Origin of the sequence: Pseudoalteromonas sp. NZS127_1, from assembly GCF_015864295.1 — a bacterium.
In the GTDB taxonomy this organism is placed as follows: Bacteria; Pseudomonadota; Gammaproteobacteria; order Enterobacterales; family Alteromonadaceae; genus Pseudoalteromonas; species Pseudoalteromonas arctica.
Window position 1 is genome coordinate 231,343 of the sequence record NZ_JADYXO010000001.1, and the last position, 22,774, is coordinate 254,116.

The 22,774-nt window shown below is 39.5% G+C and carries 17 protein-coding genes and 1 pseudogene; 13 read left to right on the forward strand and 5 right to left on the reverse strand.

All coding sequences use genetic code 11. The features are described from left to right. Positions 1-75: 75 nt before the first annotated feature. The gene (ald, locus tag I6F50_RS00900) at positions 76-1,197 is read right to left on the reverse strand and encodes an alanine dehydrogenase (RefSeq protein ID WP_010552621.1); all 1,122 of its coding nucleotides are present in this window, start codon (positions 1,195-1,197) and stop codon (positions 76-78) included. A 142-nt stretch (positions 1,198-1,339) separates the two neighbouring features. Between ald and lrp the strand changes: the two genes are divergently transcribed. The 11 genes and pseudogenes from lrp to I6F50_RS00955 form a co-directional block, all read left to right on the forward strand. Continuing rightward, positions 1,340-1,819: a leucine-responsive transcriptional regulator Lrp gene (gene lrp / locus I6F50_RS00905; RefSeq protein WP_007582985.1), complete on the forward strand. Its 480-nt coding sequence runs from the start codon at positions 1,340-1,342 to the stop codon at positions 1,817-1,819. Positions 1,820-1,992: 173 nt separating this feature from the next. Continuing rightward, positions 1,993-4,491 carry a DNA translocase FtsK gene (locus tag I6F50_RS00910; protein WP_197175099.1) on the forward strand — a complete coding sequence of 833 codons (2,499 nt, stop codon included), beginning with the start codon at positions 1,993-1,995 and terminating at the stop codon, positions 4,489-4,491. Continuing rightward, positions 4,488-5,114, forward strand: a complete 627-nt coding sequence (gene lolA, locus I6F50_RS00915; protein WP_197175101.1) for an outer membrane lipoprotein chaperone LolA — start codon at positions 4,488-4,490, stop codon at positions 5,112-5,114. Before I6F50_RS00910 ends, lolA begins: the two co-directional genes overlap by 4 nt. Next, positions 5,107-6,450: a replication-associated recombination protein A gene (locus tag I6F50_RS00920; protein ID WP_197175103.1), complete on the forward strand. Its 1,344-nt coding sequence runs from the start codon at positions 5,107-5,109 to the stop codon at positions 6,448-6,450. The genes lolA and I6F50_RS00920 overlap by 8 nt, the downstream gene beginning before the upstream one ends. Then, positions 6,443-6,823, forward strand: a complete 381-nt coding sequence (gene crcB, locus I6F50_RS00925; RefSeq protein WP_021032117.1) for a fluoride efflux transporter CrcB — start codon at positions 6,443-6,445, stop codon at positions 6,821-6,823. The genes I6F50_RS00920 and crcB overlap by 8 nt, the downstream gene beginning before the upstream one ends. 9 nt (positions 6,824-6,832) lie before the next feature. Continuing rightward, positions 6,833-8,137: a serine--tRNA ligase gene (gene serS, locus I6F50_RS00930; RefSeq protein WP_197175105.1), complete on the forward strand. Its 1,305-nt coding sequence runs from the start codon at positions 6,833-6,835 to the stop codon at positions 8,135-8,137. Positions 8,138-8,461: 324 nt separating this feature from the next. Continuing rightward, on the forward strand, positions 8,462-9,370 hold the full coding sequence (locus tag I6F50_RS00935) for a DUF2971 domain-containing protein (RefSeq protein ID WP_197175107.1): 909 nt from the start codon (positions 8,462-8,464) through the stop codon (positions 9,368-9,370). Between the two features lie 270 nt (positions 9,371-9,640). Beyond that, positions 9,641-10,090, forward strand: coding sequence for a HEPN family nuclease (locus tag I6F50_RS20465; protein ID WP_197175110.1), 450 nt, complete (start codon positions 9,641-9,643; stop codon positions 10,088-10,090). A 12-nt stretch (positions 10,091-10,102) separates the two neighbouring features. Continuing rightward, the gene (locus I6F50_RS00945) at positions 10,103-10,594 is read left to right on the forward strand and encodes a DUF4844 domain-containing protein (RefSeq protein WP_231612955.1); all 492 of its coding nucleotides are present in this window, start codon (positions 10,103-10,105) and stop codon (positions 10,592-10,594) included. A gap of 414 nt (positions 10,595-11,008) precedes the next feature. Further along, a complete protein-coding gene (locus I6F50_RS00950; protein WP_166376820.1) occupies positions 11,009-11,983 on the forward strand; it encodes a transposase in 975 nt (324 codons plus the stop codon). 191 nt (positions 11,984-12,174) lie between these two features. After that, positions 12,175-12,486, forward strand: a pseudogene (locus I6F50_RS00955) (hypothetical protein); the annotation flags it as partial. Between the two features lie 101 nt (positions 12,487-12,587). Here the strand turns inward: I6F50_RS00955 and I6F50_RS00960 are convergent. The 4 genes from I6F50_RS00960 to I6F50_RS00975 all read right to left on the reverse strand — a co-directional run bounded on the left by I6F50_RS00960 (position 12,588) and on the right by I6F50_RS00975 (position 18,716). Beyond that, positions 12,588-13,790, reverse strand: a complete 1,203-nt coding sequence (locus tag I6F50_RS00960) for an Nramp family divalent metal transporter (protein WP_197175111.1) — start codon at positions 13,788-13,790, stop codon at positions 12,588-12,590. Positions 13,791-14,350: 560 nt separating this feature from the next. Beyond that, entirely contained in the window at positions 14,351-15,613 is a 1,263-nt protein-coding gene (locus I6F50_RS00965; RefSeq protein WP_197175113.1) for a valine--pyruvate transaminase, read from the reverse strand. A gap of 135 nt (positions 15,614-15,748) precedes the next feature. After that, positions 15,749-16,408, reverse strand: coding sequence for a glutathione S-transferase (locus I6F50_RS00970; RefSeq protein ID WP_165741189.1), 660 nt, complete (start codon positions 16,406-16,408; stop codon positions 15,749-15,751). Positions 16,409-16,421: 13 nt separating this feature from the next. Continuing rightward, on the reverse strand, positions 16,422-18,716 hold the full coding sequence (locus I6F50_RS00975; RefSeq protein WP_166376821.1) for a peptidase U32 family protein: 2,295 nt from the start codon (positions 18,714-18,716) through the stop codon (positions 16,422-16,424). Positions 18,717-19,012: 296 nt separating this feature from the next. Here I6F50_RS00975 and I6F50_RS00980 point away from each other — a divergent pair, with 296 nt between their 5' ends. Next, positions 19,013-20,122 (forward strand): endonuclease/exonuclease/phosphatase family protein, encoded by a 1,110-nt coding sequence (locus I6F50_RS00980; protein WP_197175291.1) that lies wholly within the window; start codon positions 19,013-19,015, stop codon positions 20,120-20,122. A gap of 433 nt (positions 20,123-20,555) precedes the next feature. Continuing rightward, positions 20,556-22,760: a GGDEF domain-containing protein gene (locus tag I6F50_RS00985; RefSeq protein ID WP_231612956.1), complete on the forward strand. Its 2,205-nt coding sequence runs from the start codon at positions 20,556-20,558 to the stop codon at positions 22,758-22,760. The last annotated feature ends 14 nt before the right edge of the window (positions 22,761-22,774 follow it).

Below are 22,774 nucleotides of genomic sequence, written 5' to 3' on the forward strand. Positions count from 1 at the left end.
AATTAGCTGCTTTTTTTATGGGTTGTAGTTAGGTAGCTACATTACTTAATACCAACCTAACTACAAAACGCTAAATTATGCGTTTTCTACCGCTGTGCGTGGGTCAACATATTCCATGTTGAACGCTTCTGCTACTTCTTTGTAAGTTACTTGGCCTTTAATTACGTTTAAGCCTTTTAAGAAGTGAGCGTCATCTAGTAGCGCCTTTTTATAACCTTTGTTTGCAAGGTTAATGATGAAAGGCAATGTTGCATTGTTAAGTGCAAACGTAGATGTGCGTGGAACAGCACCTGGCATGTTAGCAACACAGTAGTGAACAACTTCATCAACGATGAAAGTAGGATCAGCATGCGTAGTTGCTTTAGAAGTAGCAATACAGCCACCTTGGTCGATTGCAACGTCAACAATTGCAGAACCAGGTTTCATTGCTTTAATGTGCTCAGCAGTTACTAGTTTAGGTGCAGCTGCACCTGGGATTAGTACGCCACCAATTACTAAATCAGCTTCTAGTACGTGTTTTTCTAGAGCATCAGCAGTTGAGTAAATAGCTTTAACTTTATTACCAAATTGCGCGTCTAGTGCACGTAATACGTCGATGTTACGGTCAAGAACGACAACTTCAGCACCAAGACCAACAGCCATTTGCGCTGCACTACGACCAACCATGCCGCCGCCAATGATAACAACTTTAGCTGCTTCAACGCCTGGTACGCCACCTAGTAGCATGCCACGACCGTGGTTAGATTTTTCTAGCGCTTGTGCACCAGCTTGAATAGACATACGACCAGCAACTTCGCTCATAGGAGCAAGAAGTGGTAAACCACCGCGAGAGTCAGTTACAGTTTCGTATGCAATACAAATAGCTTTGCTTTTTACAAGGTCTTCAGTTTGTGGAAGATCAGGTGCAAGGTGTAAGTAAGTGAAAAGAATTTGGTCTTCACGTAACATTGCACGTTCAACAGCTTGTGGCTCTTTTACTTTTACAATCATGTCAGCTTTAGCGAAAACGTCAGCAGCAGTTGCTAAAATCTCAGCACCCGCTAGCGTGTAATCTTCGTTAGTAAAACCAATACCCATGCCTGCATCAGTTTCTACAATCACTTGATGACCGTGGTTTACTAATTCACGAACACTCGCAGGAACCATACCTACACGGTATTCATGGTTTTTAATTTCTTTAGGAACACCAATAATCATATCATTTGCCTTATTAAGAACGGATTAACATTTTTCACTATTATATTCATCATAAGCCCGTGTGTCTCACCTTTTTTAAAGTCAAATCTAGTGTTATCATCTATATAACAAAAATAAACAGCACAAAAAACTAGTTGGTACTATGCATCAGTTATTAGATAGAATTGACCGTAAAATTTTAATGGAATTACAGCACGATGGACGCTTGTCAAATGTTGAACTGGCCAGACGAGTTGGCCTAAGCGCCACGCCCTGTCTGGAGCGAGTGAAAAAGCTAGAACGAGAAGGCTACATACTTGGCTATAAAGCAGTGGTCGATCCAGCTAAGCTTGGGCAAGGTTTATCGGTGTATGTAGAAGTAACAATTACTAAAACATCTCCCGACGTATTTGATGAGTTTAGTGCGGCCGTTAAAAAGCACGAAGAAATTATCGAATGTCATTTAGTATCGGGTAATTTTGATTTTTTACTTAAAACGCGCGTAAATGATATGTCAGAATACCGTGGTGTATTAGGTGACATATTATTAAAATTGCCTAACGTTAGTGAAAGCCGAACTTATGTAGTAATGGAAGAAGTAAAAGGTGAAGAAGGCGTAATTATTCGTCCTTATATTACTTAAGGTTATTTATATTAGCTGCGTCATTTGCTTATGTAAGCTCAAATTATAAAAACTTGTTCATAATCAGGCCATCAAGGTTAAGATAAAGTGCAACAAATTGCATTTCCTGCTAAGGTATTTCACTGCTAAGTAAGTGTGAATAAAAATAGAATAATAAAGAGGAATAGGGAACTATGCGCCTAAACGGTGTGCAAAGACTATTAGAAACTGGGCTGATTATCAGCACCTTTACGGCAATATTTATTTTATGTGCCTTGATCAGCTTTGATCCAGCAGATGCTGCATGGTCGCAAACTAGTTTTAGCGAAGTAAGCAATATCACAGGAGCAGCCGGTGCATGGATAGCCGACATTTTATTACTCACCTTTGGTTGGTTGGCTTACTTAGTGCCAGCGGCCATTCAGCTATTTGGCTACTTGCTATTTAAACAACCTCACCGCATTTTACAGCTTGATTACACCACCTTAGCGCTGCGTGTTATTGGTTTTGCTTTGTTTATCACCTCAGCTACCGCTATTAGTAGTATCAATTTTGACGATATTTATAACTTTTCCTCTGGTGGGGTAGTGGGCGATGTTATTGCATCAGCCATGATGCCTGCGTTTAACTTTACCGGCACCTCTATATTATTGCTGTGTTTCTTTTTTGCCGGGCTTACCTTATTAACGGGTGTATCGTGGGTTGATTTTGTAGATTACCTTGGCGATTTAATGGTTAGGTTTTATCGCTTTATAGTATCGTACGCAAAAGGTTGGATGCACCGAGAACACGCTGCGGGCAAAGCAAATAATAACGATGAAGCTGACGCTCACTTTGAAGACGATATTCATGAGCAAATAGAGCTACCTACATCAGCTAAAAAAGCAGATAAACAAAAAGCAATTAATAAACCGCAAACGCCATTTAGCGAGCCACAAATTAGTGACGACTTTATGCCGTTTGATGAGCTTGACGACATACTCGATCAAGAGATTGGCTTTAGCGCCATAGACGACGAGCCAATGGATACAGAAGCTGCATTAAATGCACTCGATCAGAGCCCCGTTATAGAGCCAGAAAAACCAGTTACAACGGTTGTATCGCCAGCTAGGCCAATGCCTAAACCAAAACCTGCGTATCAACCGCCGCCAACGGCTAAAGAAAAGTTTGAGCAATTACTCACGCAAGAGCCACCACCGGGGCCATTACCGTCGCTTGATTTACTCGACAGACCGGATAAAGCTAAAAACCCAATTTCGCAAGAAGAGCTCGATACAGTATCGCGCTTAGTAGAGACAAAACTACTCGACTTTAACGTTCAAGCTAAAGTTGTTGCTGTATACCCAGGGCCAGTTGTTACACGTTTTGAGCTAGATTTAGCACCCGGTATTAAAGTATCTAAAATTACAGGCTTAGCTAAAGATTTAGCGCGTTCGCTTTCGGCAATTAGTGTACGTGTTGTAGAAGTTATACCAGGTAAAACGTATGTAGGTATTGAGCTTCCTAACAAACACCGTGAAATAGTACGTTTGTCAGAAGTAATAAACGCCCCAAAATTTGAACAAAACCCTTCGCCACTTACTATGGTGTTAGGTAAAGACATTGCCGGTCAGCCTGTATGTGCCGACCTTGGTAAAATGCCACACTTATTAGTAGCAGGTACAACCGGTTCAGGTAAATCAGTGGGCGTTAATGTCATGATAGTAAGCTTACTGTACAAATCGGGTCCTGACGATGTACGTATGATCATGATTGACCCTAAAATGCTTGAGCTTTCAGTATACGAAGGTATTCCGCACTTGTTGTGTGAAGTAGTGACCGACATGAAAGAAGCCGCTAACGCACTGCGTTGGTGTGTAGGCGAAATGGAACGCCGTTATAAATTAATGTCAGCATTAGGTGTACGTAACTTAAAAGGTTACAACCAAAAAGTGCTTGAAGCCAAAGAAGCGGGTTACCCAATTCTTGATCCATTATTTAAAGACACAGATGGCATGAAAGAAGGCCCGGACGAACTAGGTAAATTACCAAGTATTGTTGTAGTAATTGACGAATTTGCCGACATGATGATGATTGTTGGTAAAAAAGTAGAAGAGCTGATTGCCCGCATAGCCCAAAAAGCACGTGCGGCTGGTATTCACTTAATACTGGCAACTCAGCGCCCATCGGTTGATGTAATTACAGGTTTAATTAAAGCAAATATACCAACACGTATGGCATTTCAGGTATCGAGCAAAATAGACTCACGTACCATACTTGATCAACAAGGCGCCGAAAACCTGCTGGGTATGGGTGACATGCTTTATTTACCACCAGGTACTAGCGTACCAGAGCGTGTGCATGGCGCGTTTGTAGACGACCATGAAGTACATGCCGTAGTAAACGATTGGAAAGCGCGTGCAAAACCAAATTACGTTGATGAAATACTCAATGGCGATGCAAGCGAGGATATTTTATTACCAGGTGAAGCAAGCGAAAATGCAGACGAAGAAAACGATCCATTATACGACGAAGCCGTGTCGTTTGTAATCGAAACCGGCAAAGTATCGGTGTCGTCAGTACAACGTAAACTACGTGTTGGTTATAACCGAGCAGCACGCTTAGTAGAACAAATGGAAACATCGGGTATCGTGAGTTCACCAGGTCATAACGGCGCTCGCGATGTATTAGTACCTAATGGAGCAAATTTATGAAAAAAGTTAACGCCTTATTATTAGTGTTAGGCAGCGTACTTGCCGCACCAAGCTTTGCTGACGACAGCCAAGCATTACAAGACAGACTTGCCACTTTAAAAAGCTTTAAAGCGCAATTTGCACAAAAAGTAACAGACAAAGAAGGCCAAGCAGTAATGCAAGGCGAGGGCACAATAGCGCTCCAACAGCCTATGATGATTCGCTGGCAGCAAACTAATCCAGACGATACATTATTTGTATCAAACGGTGATAAAACCTATTACTTCGACAGTTTTGCTGAGCAAGTAACGATTATGAAAACCAGCAGCCTAATTGATTCAACACCATTTGTGTTACTTACATCAAAAGACCCAGCACAATGGGAGAAATACAGCGTACTTGCAACAAATACAGGCTTTAGCGTAACACCAAATAAAGGCGTAGAAAGCCAAGTAGAACAACTTGATATAGCGTTTGCAGATAACGAACAAGGCCTTGCTAAACTAGTAGTTACTGACAACTCAGGGCAGCTATCGTCATTTACGTTCAGCGATGCCCAAGTTAATACACAGCTTGATAAGAGCACTTTTGAATTTACGCCTCCTGAAGGTGTTGAAATAGACGATCAGAGTAACGGTGAGTAATTTAGGATTTAATTTTGGGCCCGATGTACGCCCACTCGCCGCGCGTATGCGCCCTACAACGCTTGACGAGTACATTGGCCAACAGCATTTATTAAGTGCTGACAAACCACTGCATCAAGCCATTGTAGCGGGGCGCTGCCATAGTTTAATTTTGTGGGGCCCGCCGGGTGTAGGTAAAACAACACTAGCGCAAATAATTGCCAACCATGCAGATGCCTCACTTATTCAAATGTCGGCGGTAACCGCAGGCGTAAAAGATATACGTGACAGTGTAACGCAAGCGCGCGATAACTTAGAAAGCCGCGGCCAACGCACCCTTATGTTTGTTGACGAGGTACACCGATTTAATAAATCTCAGCAAGATGCGTTTTTACCGCACATAGAAGACGGCACCTTTATATTTGTAGGTGCAACCACCGAAAACCCCTCGTTTGCCCTTAACAACGCTATATTGTCGCGTGCGCGAGTGTATGTTTTAAAGTCGCTTGCCGATGCCGATTTATACACTGTAATAGAGCGCGCACTTAAACAAGACGAGCAGCTAAGCCAAAAACACATCACTATTGCCGACAACGCTAAAAAGGCACTGTGCCAAGCAAGTGGCGGCGATGCGCGTAAAGTACTTAATTTACTTGAACAAGCAGTTGATTTAACTACCGAGCAAAACGGTCAATACAACGTAGATGAGCACGTACTTAGCCAAGTGTTACCTACTCATTTAGCTAAATACGATAAAGGCGGCGATGAGTTTTACGATTTAATCTCAGCCTTTCATAAATCAGTACGTGGCAGCTCTCCTGATGGTGCATTGTATTGGTATTGTCGAATTTTAGCTGGTGGCGGTGACCCTCTATACGTAGCAAGGCGATTACTTGCTATTGCCACAGAAGACATTGGTAACGCCGATCCGCGCGCAATGGAAGTGGCGTTAAACGCATGGGATATATTTCAGCGAGTAGGCCCTGGCGAAGGTGAGCGTGCTATTGCACAAGCCACATTGTATTTAGCCAGCGCCCCCAAAAGTAATGCGGTGTATATGGCGTTTAATCAAGCCAAGCAGGATGCTCAAAACGAGCCAAGTTACCCTGTGCCAGAGCATTTACGCAATGCGCCAACCAACTTAATGAAAGACCTAGGTTACGGCGCCGAGTACCGCTATGCGCATAACGAAGAAGGCGCATTTGCCGCAGGTGAAAAGTACTTACCGCCAGAAATGGAAGGTAAAGAATATTACTTACCGAGCGATCGCGGGCTTGAGCAAAAAATTAAACAAAAACTCGACTACCTAAAAGAGCGCGATGCGCAAAGCCCACTTAAACGGTACGAAAATGATTAAACTTTACATGATGATTGCACTTGGCGGAGCCTCAGGTGCGTGTTTACGGTTTTTTATTAGCGAAAGCATGCTAAAACTCCTCGGTAGGGGATTCCCTTTTGGCACGTTGACGGTTAATATTCTGGGTTCATTGTTAATGGGCATTTTGTACGGTTTGATAGATAAAGAAATTATCACCGCTAGCCCCGCCAAAACCCTTATCGGGATTGGCTTTTTAGGTGCATTAACCACCTTTTCAACATTCTCAATGGACTCGTTGTTGTTATTACAACAAGGTCACTTTATTAAAATGGCCCTCAATATCATCTTAAACGTGATGGTGTGTATTTTTATGGCTTGGCTGGGCCTTCAGCTAGTAATGCAAAAAGGTTAAAAAACTAACATGTTAGATTCTAAATTTTTACGTCAAGACATCGAACAAACTGCAGCACGTTTAGCGGCGCGCGGTTACGAACTCGATGTAGCGACGGTAACGGCACTTGAAGAAAAACGCAAAACATTACAAGTAAAAACGCAAGAACTTCAAAGTCAACGTAATGCAAGCGCAAAAGCAATTGGTCAAGCCAAAGCTAAAGGCGAAGACGCACAGCCACTACTTGATGCAGTGGCTAACTTAGGCAGTGAGCTTGACGCCGCTAAAACTGAGCAAGATGAAGTATTAGCCGCAATTAACGACATTGCTTTAGCAATCCCAAACTTGCCAGACGAGTCGGTACCTGCGGGCAAAGACGAAGACGACAACGTTGAAATTTTAACGTGGGGCACGCCTAAAAAATTCGATTTTGAAGTTAAAGACCACGTAGATGTAGGGCAAGACCTAAACGGTTTAGACTTTGAAATGGGCGTTAAAATTAGTGGCGCACGCTTTACCGTAATGCGCGGCCAAGTTGCGCGTATGCACCGTGCACTAACGCAATTTATGCTAGATACACACGCAGACAAAAACGGCTATACAGAAATGTACGTACCGTACTTAGTAAATAGCGCAAGCCTTTATGGCACAAGCCAATTACCTAAGTTTGCGGGTGATTTGTTCCACACATTAGGCCTTGTAAACGATGATGGTGAACAACAAGCCGGCTTTAGCTTAATTCCTACTGCTGAAGTACCGCTTACAAACAGTGCACGCGACGAAATTTACGACGAAAGCGATTTACCAATTCGTTTAGTTGCCCACACTCCATGTTTTAGAAGTGAAGCAGGCAGCTATGGCCGCGATACACGTGGCTTAATTCGTCAGCATCAGTTTGATAAAGTTGAACTAGTACAACTTGTAAAACCAGAAGACTCAATGGCAACGCTTGAAGAGTTAACAGGTCACGCAGAGCAAATACTACAAGCGCTAGAGCTTCCGTACCGTAAAGTAATTTTATGTATGGGCGACATGGGCTTTGGCTCAGCTAAAACATACGATTTAGAAGTATGGTTACCTGCGCAAGACACATACCGCGAAATTTCATCATGTTCAAACATGGCTGACTTTCAGGCACGTCGTATGCAAGCACGTTTTCGCCGTGAAGGTGTTAAAAAGCCAGAGTTACTACATACACTAAATGGCTCAGGCTTAGCCGTTGGCCGTACACTAGTAGCCATACTAGAAAACTACCAACAAGCCGATGGCACAGTAGTAGTACCAGAAGTATTACGCCCGTACATGGGTGGACTTGAAGTAATTGCTAAGCAATAAAATCAAGTTTAAGTTAAGCACGCTTTAAGCTTGTAAATCTTAATACGAAAGCCGCTGTTTGTAATGAACAGCGGCTTTTTTGTTTTAGGTTAAAGGTAAAAACTCAAAGAAAAAATTCAAGTTTTCTTATTAATAATATCGCTTACACCTATTTTTATAGCTCATTACTTTTTTGTCCGATATTACTGATCTCTACCATTTTGGGTTATTTCTACATCAAGGAAACTTAAATATCGGCTAACTAGTTGTTTACAAGTCCTTATTAGCTGGTTAAATTAGAACCTTTTGTAATATTTGGACATTTGTCGGTTTATAAAGCGACAAATGTCGGATACAAAGTTGTTAACTTTACAAGGATTACCGATGCTTTATCACTACACTAGCCTAGATGGGTTACTTGGAATTGTTAATGGTAATAGTGTTTGGGCTAGTCACTGTAAATATTTGAACGATTCATTAGAATATATTCATGCACTCGAATTTCCTGTTTCATTATCAAACAATATTTATATGGATGATGATTATTTATCTCCATTCGGCTTCTCTATCCGTAAAGCTTTAGATGAAATGGTTCATAACAATGTTTATGTTTCATCTTTCAGTGAAAAACCTGACTTATTAAGTCAGTGGCGAGGATATTGTCCACCTGGACGAGGTGTTTGCATTGGTTTTAAACGCGATGTTTTAGAAAAATACTGTCATGAAAATGAATTGAATTTGTATAAATGTGTATATAGCGAAGTTGAGCAAAGGCAAAAAATGAAAAAGTTAATCGACCAATGTGAAGTCGAATTCCCAATGCCTACTGTTACTAGAGCTGAATATGATAAATTTGAAAGTAAAGATAGAGTCAATCATGAAATAGATTATCATCAATACGTTATAAAAGGTGCTGGGAAAAATCAAGCAGATAAAGCATTAAGTAATCTATGTAATTCAATAGCTAAGCTAGCACCTCTGTTTAAAGATAGTGGCTTTCATGAAGAGTCTGAGTGGCGGATTATTGCTGAAAATCCTACTTCTGATATTCAATTTAGATCAGGTATTAGCCATTTGATTCCTTATATCACTTTACCTATTTTAAGTTTCTCAAAGGATGCTATTGGAGAAGTAATTATTGGACCTAATGCAAGCTCACATAGTTGTATTAGCTCTGTTTCAATGTTGTTAGAATCTAATGGGCTTAAAGACGTAAACGTTAGGCGCTCAAAAATACCATTTAAGAGCTGGTAAAGTTAACAAGGCGTTTAAACGGAACTAAAACAGTTGGTTAGGTTTCGTTCCTCAACATTATAACCAACAATTTTAGTCCGCTTAACGCGGCGTTGTGGCTGTAGAATTACTCATTTTTAAGAAAAACAGCCTGTTTTATGGGTTCCAAATGCATTACCTAATGCTTTAAAAATGCTTAGAGTTAATTATAGGAGCTCGTTTTTTAATTGAATTTGGCTGTTGGAGTTATTCTACAGTCTCGTTACACGTTTCATCAATATTGAGGTTTGAGTGCTAGATAGAAAGACTGCTGCTGATATATACCTTGGTATTCTTGTTGAGTGGGAAAGAACTTATAAAGACTTGCCACAAATAGGTAATTTTGATATCCGGAGTAAAGAATTTTTAGCGTTTAAACGAACAAATTCTTTAGAGGTGTTATCGTACGAGAATGCAACATTATCTGATGAAGCTATATCGTCAAGAACTGAGCTTCACTCTCAACCAAAGCAAATTGTTTTGTTTCAGAAAGGTTCAAATAGTAGAGCTAGAGGTTTGTTTAAACACATAAGAAATTCGATTGCTCATAGTCATGTTGAAAGAGTGAAAATAAAGAACAAATGGTTCATTTGTTTCAGTGCGAAAAATGATAAAGGAAAGCAAGTTCTTCATGCTCAGTTAATGCAAAGCAAGTTAACTCCTTTTATTTCAGCATTAAAATCTACAGTAAAAAGCGTGTAACAAGCACATCTAATGGACGCCGCAAGCGGCGCCCCTAATGTGGGCGTTAGTGTATTTCATATGAAACTTTCGATATTTATTTTTACTATTTTAACCTTGATTGGATGTGGATGTGGATGTGGATGTGGATGTGGATGTGGAAGTGTGAAAAATCTACCTAAAGGGAATGAGGTATTGATTGCTTTGGAAGCACTCAAAGAAACACCTAAATTTAGAGAAGATTTATCCCAGTTTTATCCTGGTGCCCCGAATGAAGAAATCCGAGTTGAAGTCGAACAAATTCTAAATGCGGCACTCTCTGATTTAATGGCAATTTCTGATAAGGATACTTCCGAGAAAGAGTTCTGGGGTATTCTAGAGTCTGCGGCACGTAAGTTAGCCCTGATGGACTCAGAAGAGATGGACCGAGGACTCGCTTATATGGAAAGTATAATGGATATTTACAATATCGAGAGTTCTGAAGGAAGACTGAACCAATGGAGATATGGCTTTGATCCCCAATAGCTACACTAACAAACACCTGCATCGGACAAATTTAAGTTTTCACCTTTTGTGCAAAAATACGCACAAAAGCCGCCAACTAAAAAAATTAACAGTGACACCCAACCTAAATTTTGCACTTTTTGAAGTTAGAGGCTAGCCTTTGTTTAGTGTAAAAAGTGAGCAAAAATTAACAGTGACACCCAACCTAAATTTTGCACTTTTTGAAGTTAGAGGCTAGCCTTTGTTTAGTGTAAAAAGTGAGCAAAAATTAACAGTGACACCCAACCTAAATTTTGCACTTTTTGAAGTTAGAGGCTAGCCTTTGTTTAGTGTAAAAAGTGAGCAAAAATTAACAGTGACACCCAACCTAAATTTTGCACTTTTTGAAGTTAGAGGCTAGCCTTTGTTTAGTGTAAAAAGTGAGCTGGGTGTCTTATGGCAATCGCAAGAAAGCGTCAAGTAAGTTTGGTTGATACAAAATACTACCACTGCATATCACGATGTGTTCGGCGTGCTTTCCTGTGCGGTGAAGACCGTTTTACAGGCCAATCTTTTGAGCATCGCAGAGGTTGGGTTGAAGATAGGCTGCTTGAGTTAGCCAAGGTATTTTGTATTGATGTATGTGCTTATGCCGTAATGAGTAACCATACCCACTTAGTGTTGTACGTTGATGATAAAAAAGCGAATAGGTTAAATGATAAAGCGATTGTTATTCGTTGGCATAAACTGTGTAAAGGCACATTGCTAACGCAAAAATATGTACAAGGTGAAAAGCTAAGTAAAGTTGAACTTATCTTTTTTAATCAAACAGTAAAGGAATATCGAGAGCGCCTATCAAGTATTAGCTGGTTTATGCGGTTGTTAAATGAAAACATTGCGCGCAGAGCAAATAAAGAAGATAACTGCACTGGCCGTTTTTGGGAAGGACGATTTACGTCTCAAGCATTATTAGATGAAGCAGCCCTTGCGGCCTGTATGGCGTATGTCGATTTAAACCCCATTAGAGCTAAAATGGCTAACACCCCAGAAGAGTCAGACCATACCAGCATCAAACAGCGTTTAACGTATGCAAAGGATGGCAAGCAACCAAAACAACTACTGCGCTTTGCAGGCATGCCTCGTCAAATTATGCCAAAAGGGCTGCCGTTTGAGCTTAAATCGTACCTTGAACTTGTTGAGCTAACAGGGCGCTGTATACGAGAAGACAAACGTGGTTATATTGAAAGTACACACTTACCCTTACTCGAAAGAGTTAATATCTCCCCAGAAAACTGGTTAAAGCTCACCACACAATTTACGCGTGTATTTCATGGTGCAGTCGGCAGGCCAGCCTCACAAGAAGGTTATTGTGAAAACTTAAACCGAAAGCGGCGAGCGAATATCAGTAACTGCGAAAAGCTACTGGCATAAAACTTAAACTACTCAGTAATAAATCACAACTGCATTATGCAGTCATTTTCATGCGTGTAATTTAGGTTTAACAGTGATAATTGCTTATTAAATGTGTAACGCGCGAGTAAAGATATAAAAAGAGGTGAACTCTTAGCTCAAAAAAGTAAATTTAGTGGCGCTAGATTAGTTTACAATTGGAGTGGCTGTCTAGTTTAATGCGTGATGATTGGTTAGGCCTATTACCTACCTACGGCGCTATTATTGCCGTAGCACTTGCCATCGCTTTTTTTGTTACCGTAAAGCTTAATAAAAAGGCTCAAAAATACAGTACTCAGTTATTTGTTATTGCTGGCATTGTGGCGTTTGGTATTGTGTTAATTGCCATTGAATCAATTATGAATATTCATATTATAGCGGGCGCAAGAGGCTGGGGTTTTTATGCTCAACTGCTTGCCGGCGCGGTAGGTGGTTATGCGTTTTCACAATTAATAAAGGTAACTAACAACCAAAAAGAGTGTTAGATGCATGAATGTGAATACGGCTTATACATTATTTTGATGATTAATAAATAAAAGCCGCTGTTTATTATAAACAGCGGCTTTTAAATATGATTTTTTAGAATTTAACTAAAAATCAAACTAATTAGTTTGTAACTACTTAGCCCAAAAATTAGGATTAAAACGGGTAGAGTTACTAGGTTTAAAACCACAGAGTTTGTGTAGTTTCCCATAACGCCTTTTTGATTAACCAGCCATACAAGGTAAGTACTAACAATAGGGAGCAATAACCCGTTAGCTGCTTGCGCAAATATAATTACTGCTACAGGGTCTAAACCGAGTGAGGCAACCGCAGCACCAAACAATAAAATAACAATAGCAACGCCTTTAAAGCGTGCGTTACTCATATCGTTAGACCAGCCTAACATGCCACACACAGCATAAGCACCAGCAAGTGGCGCTGTAATCGCGCTTGTTAAACCTGCTGCAAACAAGCCAATAGCAAAAAAGTAATGAGCGGCATCACCAAGTAATGGCTCTAGCTGTACGGCCATGTTAGCAGCACTAATTTGCCCCGCATCTGTGCCATAAAATGCAACCGATGCAGTAGATAAAATAGCGAGCGTGATCACACCGCCTAAGGTGATTGATAGGCCTGTATCAACATTTGTTTGTTTGATCACTTTTTCCATATCGCTGTTACTGTCGTGTCTAGCAGCGAGCACGCCGGAGTGTAAAAATAAGTTGTACGGCACAATGGTAGTGCCAACTAAAGCGAGTATGGTTGTAATAGAACCCTCAGGCATACTAGGAATAAAACCTGAAAATACATCACTGAGCGAGGGAGCAGCCATTACAAGTGTTGAGATAAACACTAAGCTCATTAAAATAACGAGTAAAATTAGCGCGTTTTCAACCACTTTATGTTTGCCGCTATACAGTAAAGCAGCACTTAAAAAAGCAATAAGTGGTGTCCATATTTGAGAGCTAACTTGAGGGAATATTTCAATTAAGCCCATGCTAGCGCCACTTAAGTTACCCGCTTCATAAGCTGCACTGCCCACGCCAATGGCGCTAATAACTAAAAATATAGCCAAAGATTTAAATAAGGGCGTTTGAATATGTGCTCTGAGCGCTTGAGCTAAATCTTGCCCGGTAGCAACGCCAAGGCGCGCCGCCATAGATTGTAATAATATAGTGGCAATTACTGAAAACAGTAATGTCCATATAAGTGCAAAACCAAAGTTTGCACCTGCCACGCTGGCAGTAGTAATGGTCCCTGGTCCAATGAAGGCAGCGGTGACGAGAAGTCCTGGTCCTAATCGCATAATTGACCTTAATAGTGCTATTGCACGTTTTTATTTAAAGTTACATCCAACGTTTAAAACCAATATTTATACGCGATGCCTGTAGTGTTATTGCTGCCACTTAAACTAAGTGCCCTGCAGCGATTATCGCCCCTTGGCTGGTTCTTTTTTAATAAGCATATGTTATACCAATCCGCAATAATACTTAATCAATTTGAGGGATTAGATTTGACGCTAACTGCGTTAAAAATTTCTGATATAGAACAACTAAATAACGAAATTTTTGCCTGGTTATCGACACGATTTTCTCACCTCTGATAGATCACTTAATTAAGCTAATTGCTATTAAAAAAGGTCGAGTAGGATACCAATATATATATAAATTTAAAGGGGATACAGTGCGTTTGAATAAAGTTTAAGCTAAAAGTGGGTATGAGTATGTGTTACAAGCTAAGGTTCAAAGTTAAAATAACGCTTACTGCACAAACAAGCAGAGTATTAAATGCAGTAAATTTTAAACGAATATATAAGCCAATCGAGTTAAATGGGTGATGCTGATATTAATATCAGCATCAGTGTATTTACTTTATTAGCGATTTAATCACTTCTAAGCCTTTTTTTAGAGTATTGGCATCAGTAGCATAGTTAATACGAATACACTCGTGCTTGTGCGGCCAACTGTCGTCAATGCCAATAAAAAAGTTGTGCCCAGGAATTACATATACATCTTGAGCTTTAAGCTTTTGATACAACACTTCGCTGGTTATTTTTGCATCTTTAAACCACAGCCACATAAAAAAGGCACCTTCAACTTTGTGCAGGTAAACAGGCAGTTCGGCAAATACTTCATTAAACAACTCAATCGCTATGTGTGCTTTATTACGATAAAAAGGCAACACAACATTACGGCACAGTGGCAGTAGTTCGTTGTCGTTAATTAAGCGTGTCACTAAGCTTGGACCAATACTATTTGGCGATAACACCATGCTGCCATTTACGCGACCAATTGCTTTAATAATCTCATTGTTTGCAACCACAATACCGCTGCGTAAACCCGGTAGGCCCAGCTTTGAAAGTGACATACATAAAATAATATTTGAGTTCCACGTTAGGTTTGCATCGGTGTAAATACAACCTGGAAACGGATCGCCATATGCGTTATCAATAATGAGTGGAATACCATATTGCTTAGCGAGCAAATCAAGGTGTTTTACTTCATCGTCAGTAATTACATTACCTGTCGGATTGGTAGGTCGTGAGACGCACAGCGCGCTTATGCTGTTGTCGTTTGCTAGTGTTTTTTCAACTGCTTTAAAATCAATGACGTATTTAAACTGTTTTGATGTGCTGCCTGTATTTAAAATTTCGATATCAGGCTTTATGGCAACAAACATATCATCAGATAAACCTTGATCGGCATAACCTATGTACTCTGGCGCAAGGGGAAATAAAATCTTTTTATGGCTGCCATCCGGCATTTCACCTGCCAACATATTAAACAATACAAAAAAGTTAGCTTGGCTGCCATTACCAAGTGCTACGTTATCGGCGCTAATATCCCATGCGAACTCTTTACTTAGCTGGCCAGCTAATGCAGCTCTAAACTCGTCGTTACCAGTCGGGCCGTCGTAAAGGCCAAATACCTGCGATACCTTGTTACTGGCAACGAGTTTTTGTAATTCACTTAAAAAAACCTCATTTACTTGTGGTACTAATGCGGGGTTACCGCCACCGAGCATAACAATATTAGGATTGTTGCTGTTTTTAGCACCACCTAAATCTTCCATTAACTGAGTAATGCCGTTGGGTTGTGTGAATTTAGTGCCGAAGTTTGAGTAGTTCATAATGCATAGCGTTTGTTAGTAATGGGGAGGGCAGTATAGCGTAAATAAATGGCTTAAATTCGATGATGAGAATAATTCAATGCTTAGCTTTGTAGCTAGCTATGACAATGTAATTTCTATAAAACAAAGGCTAAGTTAAGATTTTTTAACGCCGTATAAAAACTCTTCGCCGCAGTCCATATACAAATCAAATTTGGTCATAACTTTGGTAAACATGGGGGCGTGTAAAAACTCGTTTAACCATGCGCGTACATGCGTGTATTCACTTTGTAAGTACCAATGTTTATCTACACGGGCAAACTGTCTAATAAATGGTAGCAGGGCATAATCGGCTAGACTTTTTTCATCGCCCATTAAGTATTTATGCGTGGTTAGTTTTTCTTCAAATTGCTTAATAAATTCTTCGCAGGCTTTTTGGTAATAAATTTGTGCCATGTCTTTTGTGCGAGCATAAAATTTGTACTTTTCGAGCACGGGCTTAAATTTCGTGTCGTTTAGCTTAATTAATTCAAGCATGCGCTCAAGTGCTAATGGGTCTTGAGTATGAAGTAAATTATGCGGATCGTTTTGCTTTAAAGCCCACAGCATAATATCTAGGCTTTCATCTATAACTTGATTATTCGGCAGTAATAAAACAGGCACCGTGCCTTTTGGCGATATTTGCAAAAGATGCGGTGGTTTGTTTTTAGTTTTAATAGCGCGTAGTAGCACGTGTTGCTCTGCCATTAAAATACCCATTCGTGCACGCATTGCGTATGGGCAGTGTTGTAATGAATATAATAATGGCAATGTCATGTTATTACTTACCTTAACTGTTTAAGCCTTCAACATATTGCTGACGTGTTTTTACTTTTACCATGTGATTTAATTGATCAGCTGCTTGTGTTTGCCCGCTAATTAAATCTTGGAAGTGGGCGAGTAACACGGCTTTATCTAGCTTTTCTTTATCGCCTGAGCCAATGTCAGTTAAATCAATCATGAACTCGTCAAACTTATCGGCGTAATCGGTCACAATATCCATATTTAAAAATTGTTCATGATTATAAATGCTCGGGTAGCCGCCTTTTTGTTTATCAATGGCAAAGCTAATGCCTTTAACATTGGTAACGGTTGTTTCCTTTTTACAGCTCAGCATACAGCTGGCATCAATACGTGGTTTTTTACAGCCAACGGTTTGCTGGAAAAAACACTGGCGGCTGGTCATCATTAGTATTGGATGATAAATGCTGTACATCATTTTAAAGTTGTTAGGGCGTTTAATACTGCGCATTTGCTGCTTGTTTATTTCGTTTGAAATAAACGCGCCTTTAGCGTTTAAATCTTCTTGTAGGGTTAGTAACGCATAAGAGTTTGTAGTGTTTAATAATGGACCGGCAATCCAGTCAAGACCCATTTGCACGGCTTTAAATGCAACGCCTGTGTTGTTACTAATAATAAGCTTAGGTTTTACAACCTCGAGTAAACGTACCGCTTCTTCAAAATCTTTACCAATTAATACCGCCGGGAACCACGGAATTAACTGCGGGTGCTCTAAAAATACGTTGATGTATTTATCGTTATCGGTTCTAAAGCTCTCAGGTAATTTAAAGTAAACATCGCCATCTGTTAAATCACATAGGTGAACGTCTTTTATGTCCGATATTAAAATAGAGAGTGTTGTTTTGTTTTTATCTGCTTTTTCGTGGCTTACTAGTTTTGGTAATTCAACAGGGGCGAGTACGTCTTTGCCTTCGTTTAATAAAAACGCGACTTGCTTTTTAATACGGGCGAGCTCTTTAAACGGAATGCTTAAGTTGTTGCCTAAGTTTGAGTAATCCATATTTTTAATTTCAAAATTGGCATTACTAAAGCTTTTAAAGCGTTTATCAATAGCAGCAATATCAACAACCGATTTATCGGCGGTTTGCATAGGCATTTGCGATTGAACTTCAAAGCGTAGAGGCTCTTTTTCGTTTTTATTCGAAAGCGTAATATCGTTTTTATCTTCAATAATTATGTTTACAGTGAATGGCTGATTTAATTGCCCTGAAAATTCTAATGTAAGCTCGCGCTTTGAAATATCTAAAAATTCAATTTTCTTTTTAACTAACGAATCAATTTCACTTTTTTGAGTAGAAAGCTCTTGCTGTGCATCGTAAATTTGCACGACCGAAATTGCGTTGTTTTTTTCATTTGCGTGATCAAAGCTATGGTCGCGCGGGTTATCGGTAAACATGTTTTTGGTCATGTCGCCGGTTAAAAACTTATTAGTAAAGTTACGGTTAAATACTTTGTATAAGCTTGAATCGTCTTCAATTAGGTTACCGGTTTGCACAAACGTGTCTATTTGTTTGCGCCAGCTATCAATAACCGTATGTACGTAGTTAGCGCCTTTAATACGACCTTCTACCTTTAACGAATCAACACCTGCGGCTACTAGCTCTGGCAGGTCGAAATAAGCTGAGTTATCTTTTAAGTTTAACGGATGCTTGTTACCCATCGCAGTTGGCTCGTATTCATCACGACACGCTTGCGAGCAGCGACCACGATTACCCGAGTTACCCACACTTACTGAGCTTGAATAACATTGCCCTGAAAACGCAATACATAATGCGCCGTGCACAAATACTTCGGTTAATACGTCGCATTTATGCGCTACGTCGGTCAGTATTTTAATTTCAGTTAAGTTAAGCTCGCGCGATAAATTTACACGTGTAGCGCCAATGCGCGCTAAAAACTCAACCTGTGATTCGTTATGCGTGGTTAACTGAGTTGATGCGTGAATATGCAACGTAGGAAAGTGCTTTTTAACTATATTGAACAACCCTAAATCTTGCACAATAATGCCATCGAGCGTGGTATTTACTAGCTGATTTAATAGCTTAAATAGCGCACCCATTTCGTGCTCTAATATAACTACATTTAGCGTTAAAAATATCTCACAGCCGTATTCATGGGCTAGGCGAAGTGCGCCGTTAAGCTCATCAAACGAAAGATTAGACGCTCGGTTACGTGCATTAAAGGTATCTAACCCACAATAAACCGCATTAGCACCGGCTACAATGGCGGCTTTTACCGCGTTTACATCACCGCCTGGGGCTAATAGTTCAATCTTTCTACTCATGACAACTTCACTTCGCTCATATTTAATTGCCGCGAATTTTATCTGGTTAAGCACGTTAATGCTATTTATTGAGGGATATAATAAAGACTAAAATAAAAGAGTGTATAAAATTACAATTAAGCTGGCTGATTTATTACGTAAACATGTAATAAAATGATAGTTTATAAGCAAGCAACATTTTCAACTTTACTTAGGCGATACCCATCAGCAATCAAGATCTTAAACAGTTAGATACAGATTTAAACCGTGAAGAGTCTGTAATTATTAACACCCAACTAAAAATAGCCACATTTAACCTGTTTAACTATCTTGAGCCGCCCAATGCATACTATGAGTTTGAGAAGATTTATACCGCGCAACAGTGGGCTAAAAAGCAGCGTTGGATTGTTGATTACTTAACAGAGCACGAGCCTGATGTGATTGGTTTTCAGGAAGTGTTTAGTATTGACTCGTTAAAAGAGCTAGTTGCTGAGCAAGGCTATAACTACTTTGCAGTGGTAGATACACCAGAAGTGATTGATGATTTTATTTATAAGCGCCCCGTGGTAGCGATTGCCTCTAAATATCCCATAGTTGAGGTAGCAGCGGTTGAACACGATAGTGAGCTTGCAAGTACGCTTGGCCTTAATAGTGAGTTTACTTTTAGTCGTAAGGTATTGAGAGCGACCGTTACTTTACCGCACATAGGCAATACTGATTGTTATGTGGTGCATTTTAAATCTAAGCGCCCAATGATTAATGTTGATGAACACAACAAAGAGCTAGCGCCCGAGCAAAACATAATTGAGATTTTAAAAGCGAATGTAGCGGGTGGTTGGGGCTCAACTATTCAGCGTGGCAGTGAAGCTACATTGCTAATGATACAAATGATTACTCGCCGCGAAGCTACGCAACAACCCATGCTATTAATGGGGGACTTTAATAATGAACTAGCGGATGGCGTATTAAGCCATTTACTGACGAGTACGCTGCGCTTTGCACCTGCGTTTGACGCTAAAACCTACCTCGCTAAATATTGTCTAAATGATTCATGGGATTTGTTTGTTAAGTCGCAGCTAAGTAATGATGAGGTTTTTAGCGATGAAGCAATAACAAACGATGTACAAAGTGATTGTGATAGCAGTAACAGCGAGATTGTTGATTCAGCGGATAAAAGCCAAGTAAAAAATATAAACATAACAAAGCCAGCACCGTTAAGGCCGCCAACACATTATTATGGCGCGAGCAGCTCAGTGCTTGATTATATTTTATTGTCGTGTGAGTTTGACGCTAGTTACGATGACAGCTTTTTTGAAGTCAGTGGTTATAACACTTACGACAGGCACTTAATAAACCCTGAGTACGAGCGTGATGATTTAACTACCGACCACGGTGTTGTATTGGTTACCCTTAAACTAAGAAGCTAGGTTTTCTCATTTAATAACTTACAGCGTACGATTAAGCTAAAAAAGAATTAAGCTGCAATATGCATAATTATGCTAAAATCATAAATTAACAATTACCCATATTGCAGCGAAACTTGACCTGCAGTCTTTATGTGTATATTTTATCGCCAGAATTTTTGCATTAAATTAATAACAAATCACTAAAATGGTAAATATGGAATTTTACACTTACTCGTATCACACGCGAAAGATGGACTTAACTTCGCAAGTACACACTTTCTTCGTAAATCGAATTTATAATTCTAAATTGTTAGTGAAAGCTTTGCTTTTTGCTTTGTTTATTAGTTTAAGTAGCGCTTATATTAGTTTAAGTAGCGCTTACGCGCAAGAAACCACCTCATACAGTTTAATCAATGAATCTAATACAGGGCTGCTAAAAAGAGCCGAATTACTTATGGATACTGACGTTATAACAAGTATCGAACTAAGTAAGGCGTTGTTGTTACAAGCGCAAAGTGCTGATGACACGTTACTCAGCGCAAAATTACATAACTTATTAGGTAAAGCGAATAAAAAAAATAACAATATTAATGAATCGCTTCATCACTTTTCACAATCCTCGGCTTATTACAGTAAATTAAATGATTCACGCAACCAAATAAAGGCGTCTATTAATTATATAAAAATATTATTAGATGAAAAACGTTATGACGAACTTGCTAACCGCATTGAAACTTTATTACCAACAACGCTTGTGTATGGCGATGAGTTTTTTATAGCACAAGTACTCCTAACAAAGGGGGATTCGTTTTATGAACAAAAAAAATACAATGACGCGATAACGCAATATTCATCTGCTTTAAAATACCTTGTAAATAAAGACGAACAAATACAAAAACAGTTAGGTGAAACGTATAAAAAATTAGCTCAGTCGTATAAGCGCCTTGAAAATAGAGAGCAAACGGCTCATTTTTATACCAAAGCTTTAGAGATATATACTAATTTAGATGATTTAAAGTTGATGGCGCGTACATTAAATACACTAGCAGAAGCGCAGCGCTATTTAGACAACTTAGTTTTAGCCCTTGATTACTCCACTCGTGCATTAGAAATACATAAAGAAATTGACGATCCTGTGGGCTTGGCTAAAGCATTATTAGGTGCTGGTATTATTTATCGACATATCAACCTTTATGAAAAATCACTTAAGCATATAAATGAGGCATATTTATATTATAAAAAAGTAAATAACGTGCTTGGGATTGCTAAAACATCCAATCAAATGGGGCTGCTATACACACGATTAAAGCAGTTTGATCAGGCCGAGATTTTCTATCAAATAACCATTGATTTACCAAAAGGTGTGGTCGAGGAAAAAACGCTCGCGTCGGCCTTAAGAGAAATGGCTGTTATTAACTATGAGTCTGGCGACTTAGAATCAGCGATGAGATTTGCTCAGAAAGCTTACGTAACTTATAAAACCAAAAATCTTACATCCTACATTTCTATAACGGCGCGTATTATTGCTAATATTTATCGTGCCCAAGGAAATAAAAACAAGGCTATAGAGTATTACAAAGAGTCGTTGTCGTTCGCCAGAAAAACGGGCAGTAAGCTTTATGAGATAAAGTCGCTAACAGCGCTTGCGGCGATTTTAATTGGTATTGATACAAATGAGGCGATTTCTTTACTAAAAAGGTCACTCGCTTTATCAACCGAAATAGATGATAAGTTACATATGCTATACGCTTATCGTGAAATTCGAATAGCAGAAAAACAGCGTGGACGAATAAATGAATCACTACGTTACGCGGAAGAAGAAATAGCCCTGACCGGAATCATTCAATACGAAAGAGACGAAAGTAAGCTTGCTCTTGAAAAAGCACATTTGCATTCTCACAAAATGGAAATAGAGCTGGAGACGTTAAGAGAAAAAGAAAAACTCCATCAACTTGAGCTTGAAAAGAAAAACAATGAAATTGAAATATCAGGCCAAGCTAGGGTTATATCAGAGCTAGAGCTTGCAAAAAACAAATACGCGAGTATTGCGCTCGCATTTTTATTAGCCGCTTGCTTAGCTATTGTTTTATTGGTTTATCGAAGCTTTATTGCCTCTAAAAAACGTAATGAAGAGTTAGACTATTTGGCCGCGAGAGACCCTTTAACCAATTGTTATAACCGCCGCATTTTATTTGAGATTATGAATCGCGACTTTTTGGATTTACCTCAGATTGAAGAATATTGTATTTTAATGGTCGATATTGACCATTTTAAAAGTGTTAACGATACTTATGGGCACAGCATTGGCGACACCGTACTTTGTGGCGTTGCCAGTCTTTTACAAGCCAATATACGCAACAGTGATAGCGTTGCCCGTTTTGGTGGCGAGGAATTTTGTATTATTTTACCCAACACGACTCAAGAGCAAGCAATACGTATTGCTGAAGCTATTCGTATTAAAGTAGAAAAAGCGATATTTGATGATATTCCTGTTACGTGTAGTTTTGGGGTTACGTCTATTAAATTTAAAGCCAGAACACCTTCTGAGTTAATTGAACAGGCCGATTTAGCACTTTATGAGGCTAAGTCTTTGGGTCGTAATCAAGTTGTGTTGTGGGATTGTGCGTTTGAAGAGTTTAAGCTTTTTAGATCGGAGTAAATCCAGCAGTATAC

What these genes read in the sequence shown, in the direction of transcription:
- ald (WP_010552621.1), bottom strand. Translation starts at nt 1,197, where the DNA reads ATGATTATTGGTGTTCCTAAAGAAATTAAAAACCATGAATACCGTGTA.
- lrp (WP_007582985.1), top strand. Translation starts at nt 1,340, where the DNA reads ATGCATCAGTTATTAGATAGAATTGACCGTAAAATTTTAATGGAATTA.
- I6F50_RS00910 (WP_197175099.1), top strand. Translation starts at nt 1,993, where the DNA reads ATGCGCCTAAACGGTGTGCAAAGACTATTAGAAACTGGGCTGATTATC.
- lolA (WP_197175101.1), top strand. Translation starts at nt 4,488, where the DNA reads ATGAAAAAAGTTAACGCCTTATTATTAGTGTTAGGCAGCGTACTTGCC.
- crcB (WP_021032117.1), top strand. Translation starts at nt 6,443, where the DNA reads ATGATTAAACTTTACATGATGATTGCACTTGGCGGAGCCTCAGGTGCG.
- serS (WP_197175105.1), top strand. Translation starts at nt 6,833, where the DNA reads ATGTTAGATTCTAAATTTTTACGTCAAGACATCGAACAAACTGCAGCA.
- I6F50_RS00935 (WP_197175107.1), top strand. Translation starts at nt 8,462, where the DNA reads ATGTCGGATACAAAGTTGTTAACTTTACAAGGATTACCGATGCTTTAT.
- I6F50_RS00945 (WP_231612955.1), top strand. Translation starts at nt 10,103, where the DNA reads ATGGACGCCGCAAGCGGCGCCCCTAATGTGGGCGTTAGTGTATTTCAT.
- I6F50_RS00950 (WP_166376820.1), top strand. Translation starts at nt 11,009, where the DNA reads ATGGCAATCGCAAGAAAGCGTCAAGTAAGTTTGGTTGATACAAAATAC.
- I6F50_RS00960 (WP_197175111.1), bottom strand. Translation starts at nt 13,790, where the DNA reads ATGCGATTAGGACCAGGACTTCTCGTCACCGCTGCCTTCATTGGACCA.
- I6F50_RS00965 (WP_197175113.1), bottom strand. Translation starts at nt 15,613, where the DNA reads ATGAACTACTCAAACTTCGGCACTAAATTCACACAACCCAACGGCATT.
- I6F50_RS00970 (WP_165741189.1), bottom strand. Translation starts at nt 16,408, where the DNA reads ATGACATTGCCATTATTATATTCATTACAACACTGCCCATACGCAATG.
- I6F50_RS00975 (WP_166376821.1), bottom strand. Translation starts at nt 18,716, where the DNA reads ATGAGTAGAAAGATTGAACTATTAGCCCCAGGCGGTGATGTAAACGCG.
- I6F50_RS00985 (WP_231612956.1), top strand. Translation starts at nt 20,556, where the DNA reads ATGGATACTGACGTTATAACAAGTATCGAACTAAGTAAGGCGTTGTTG.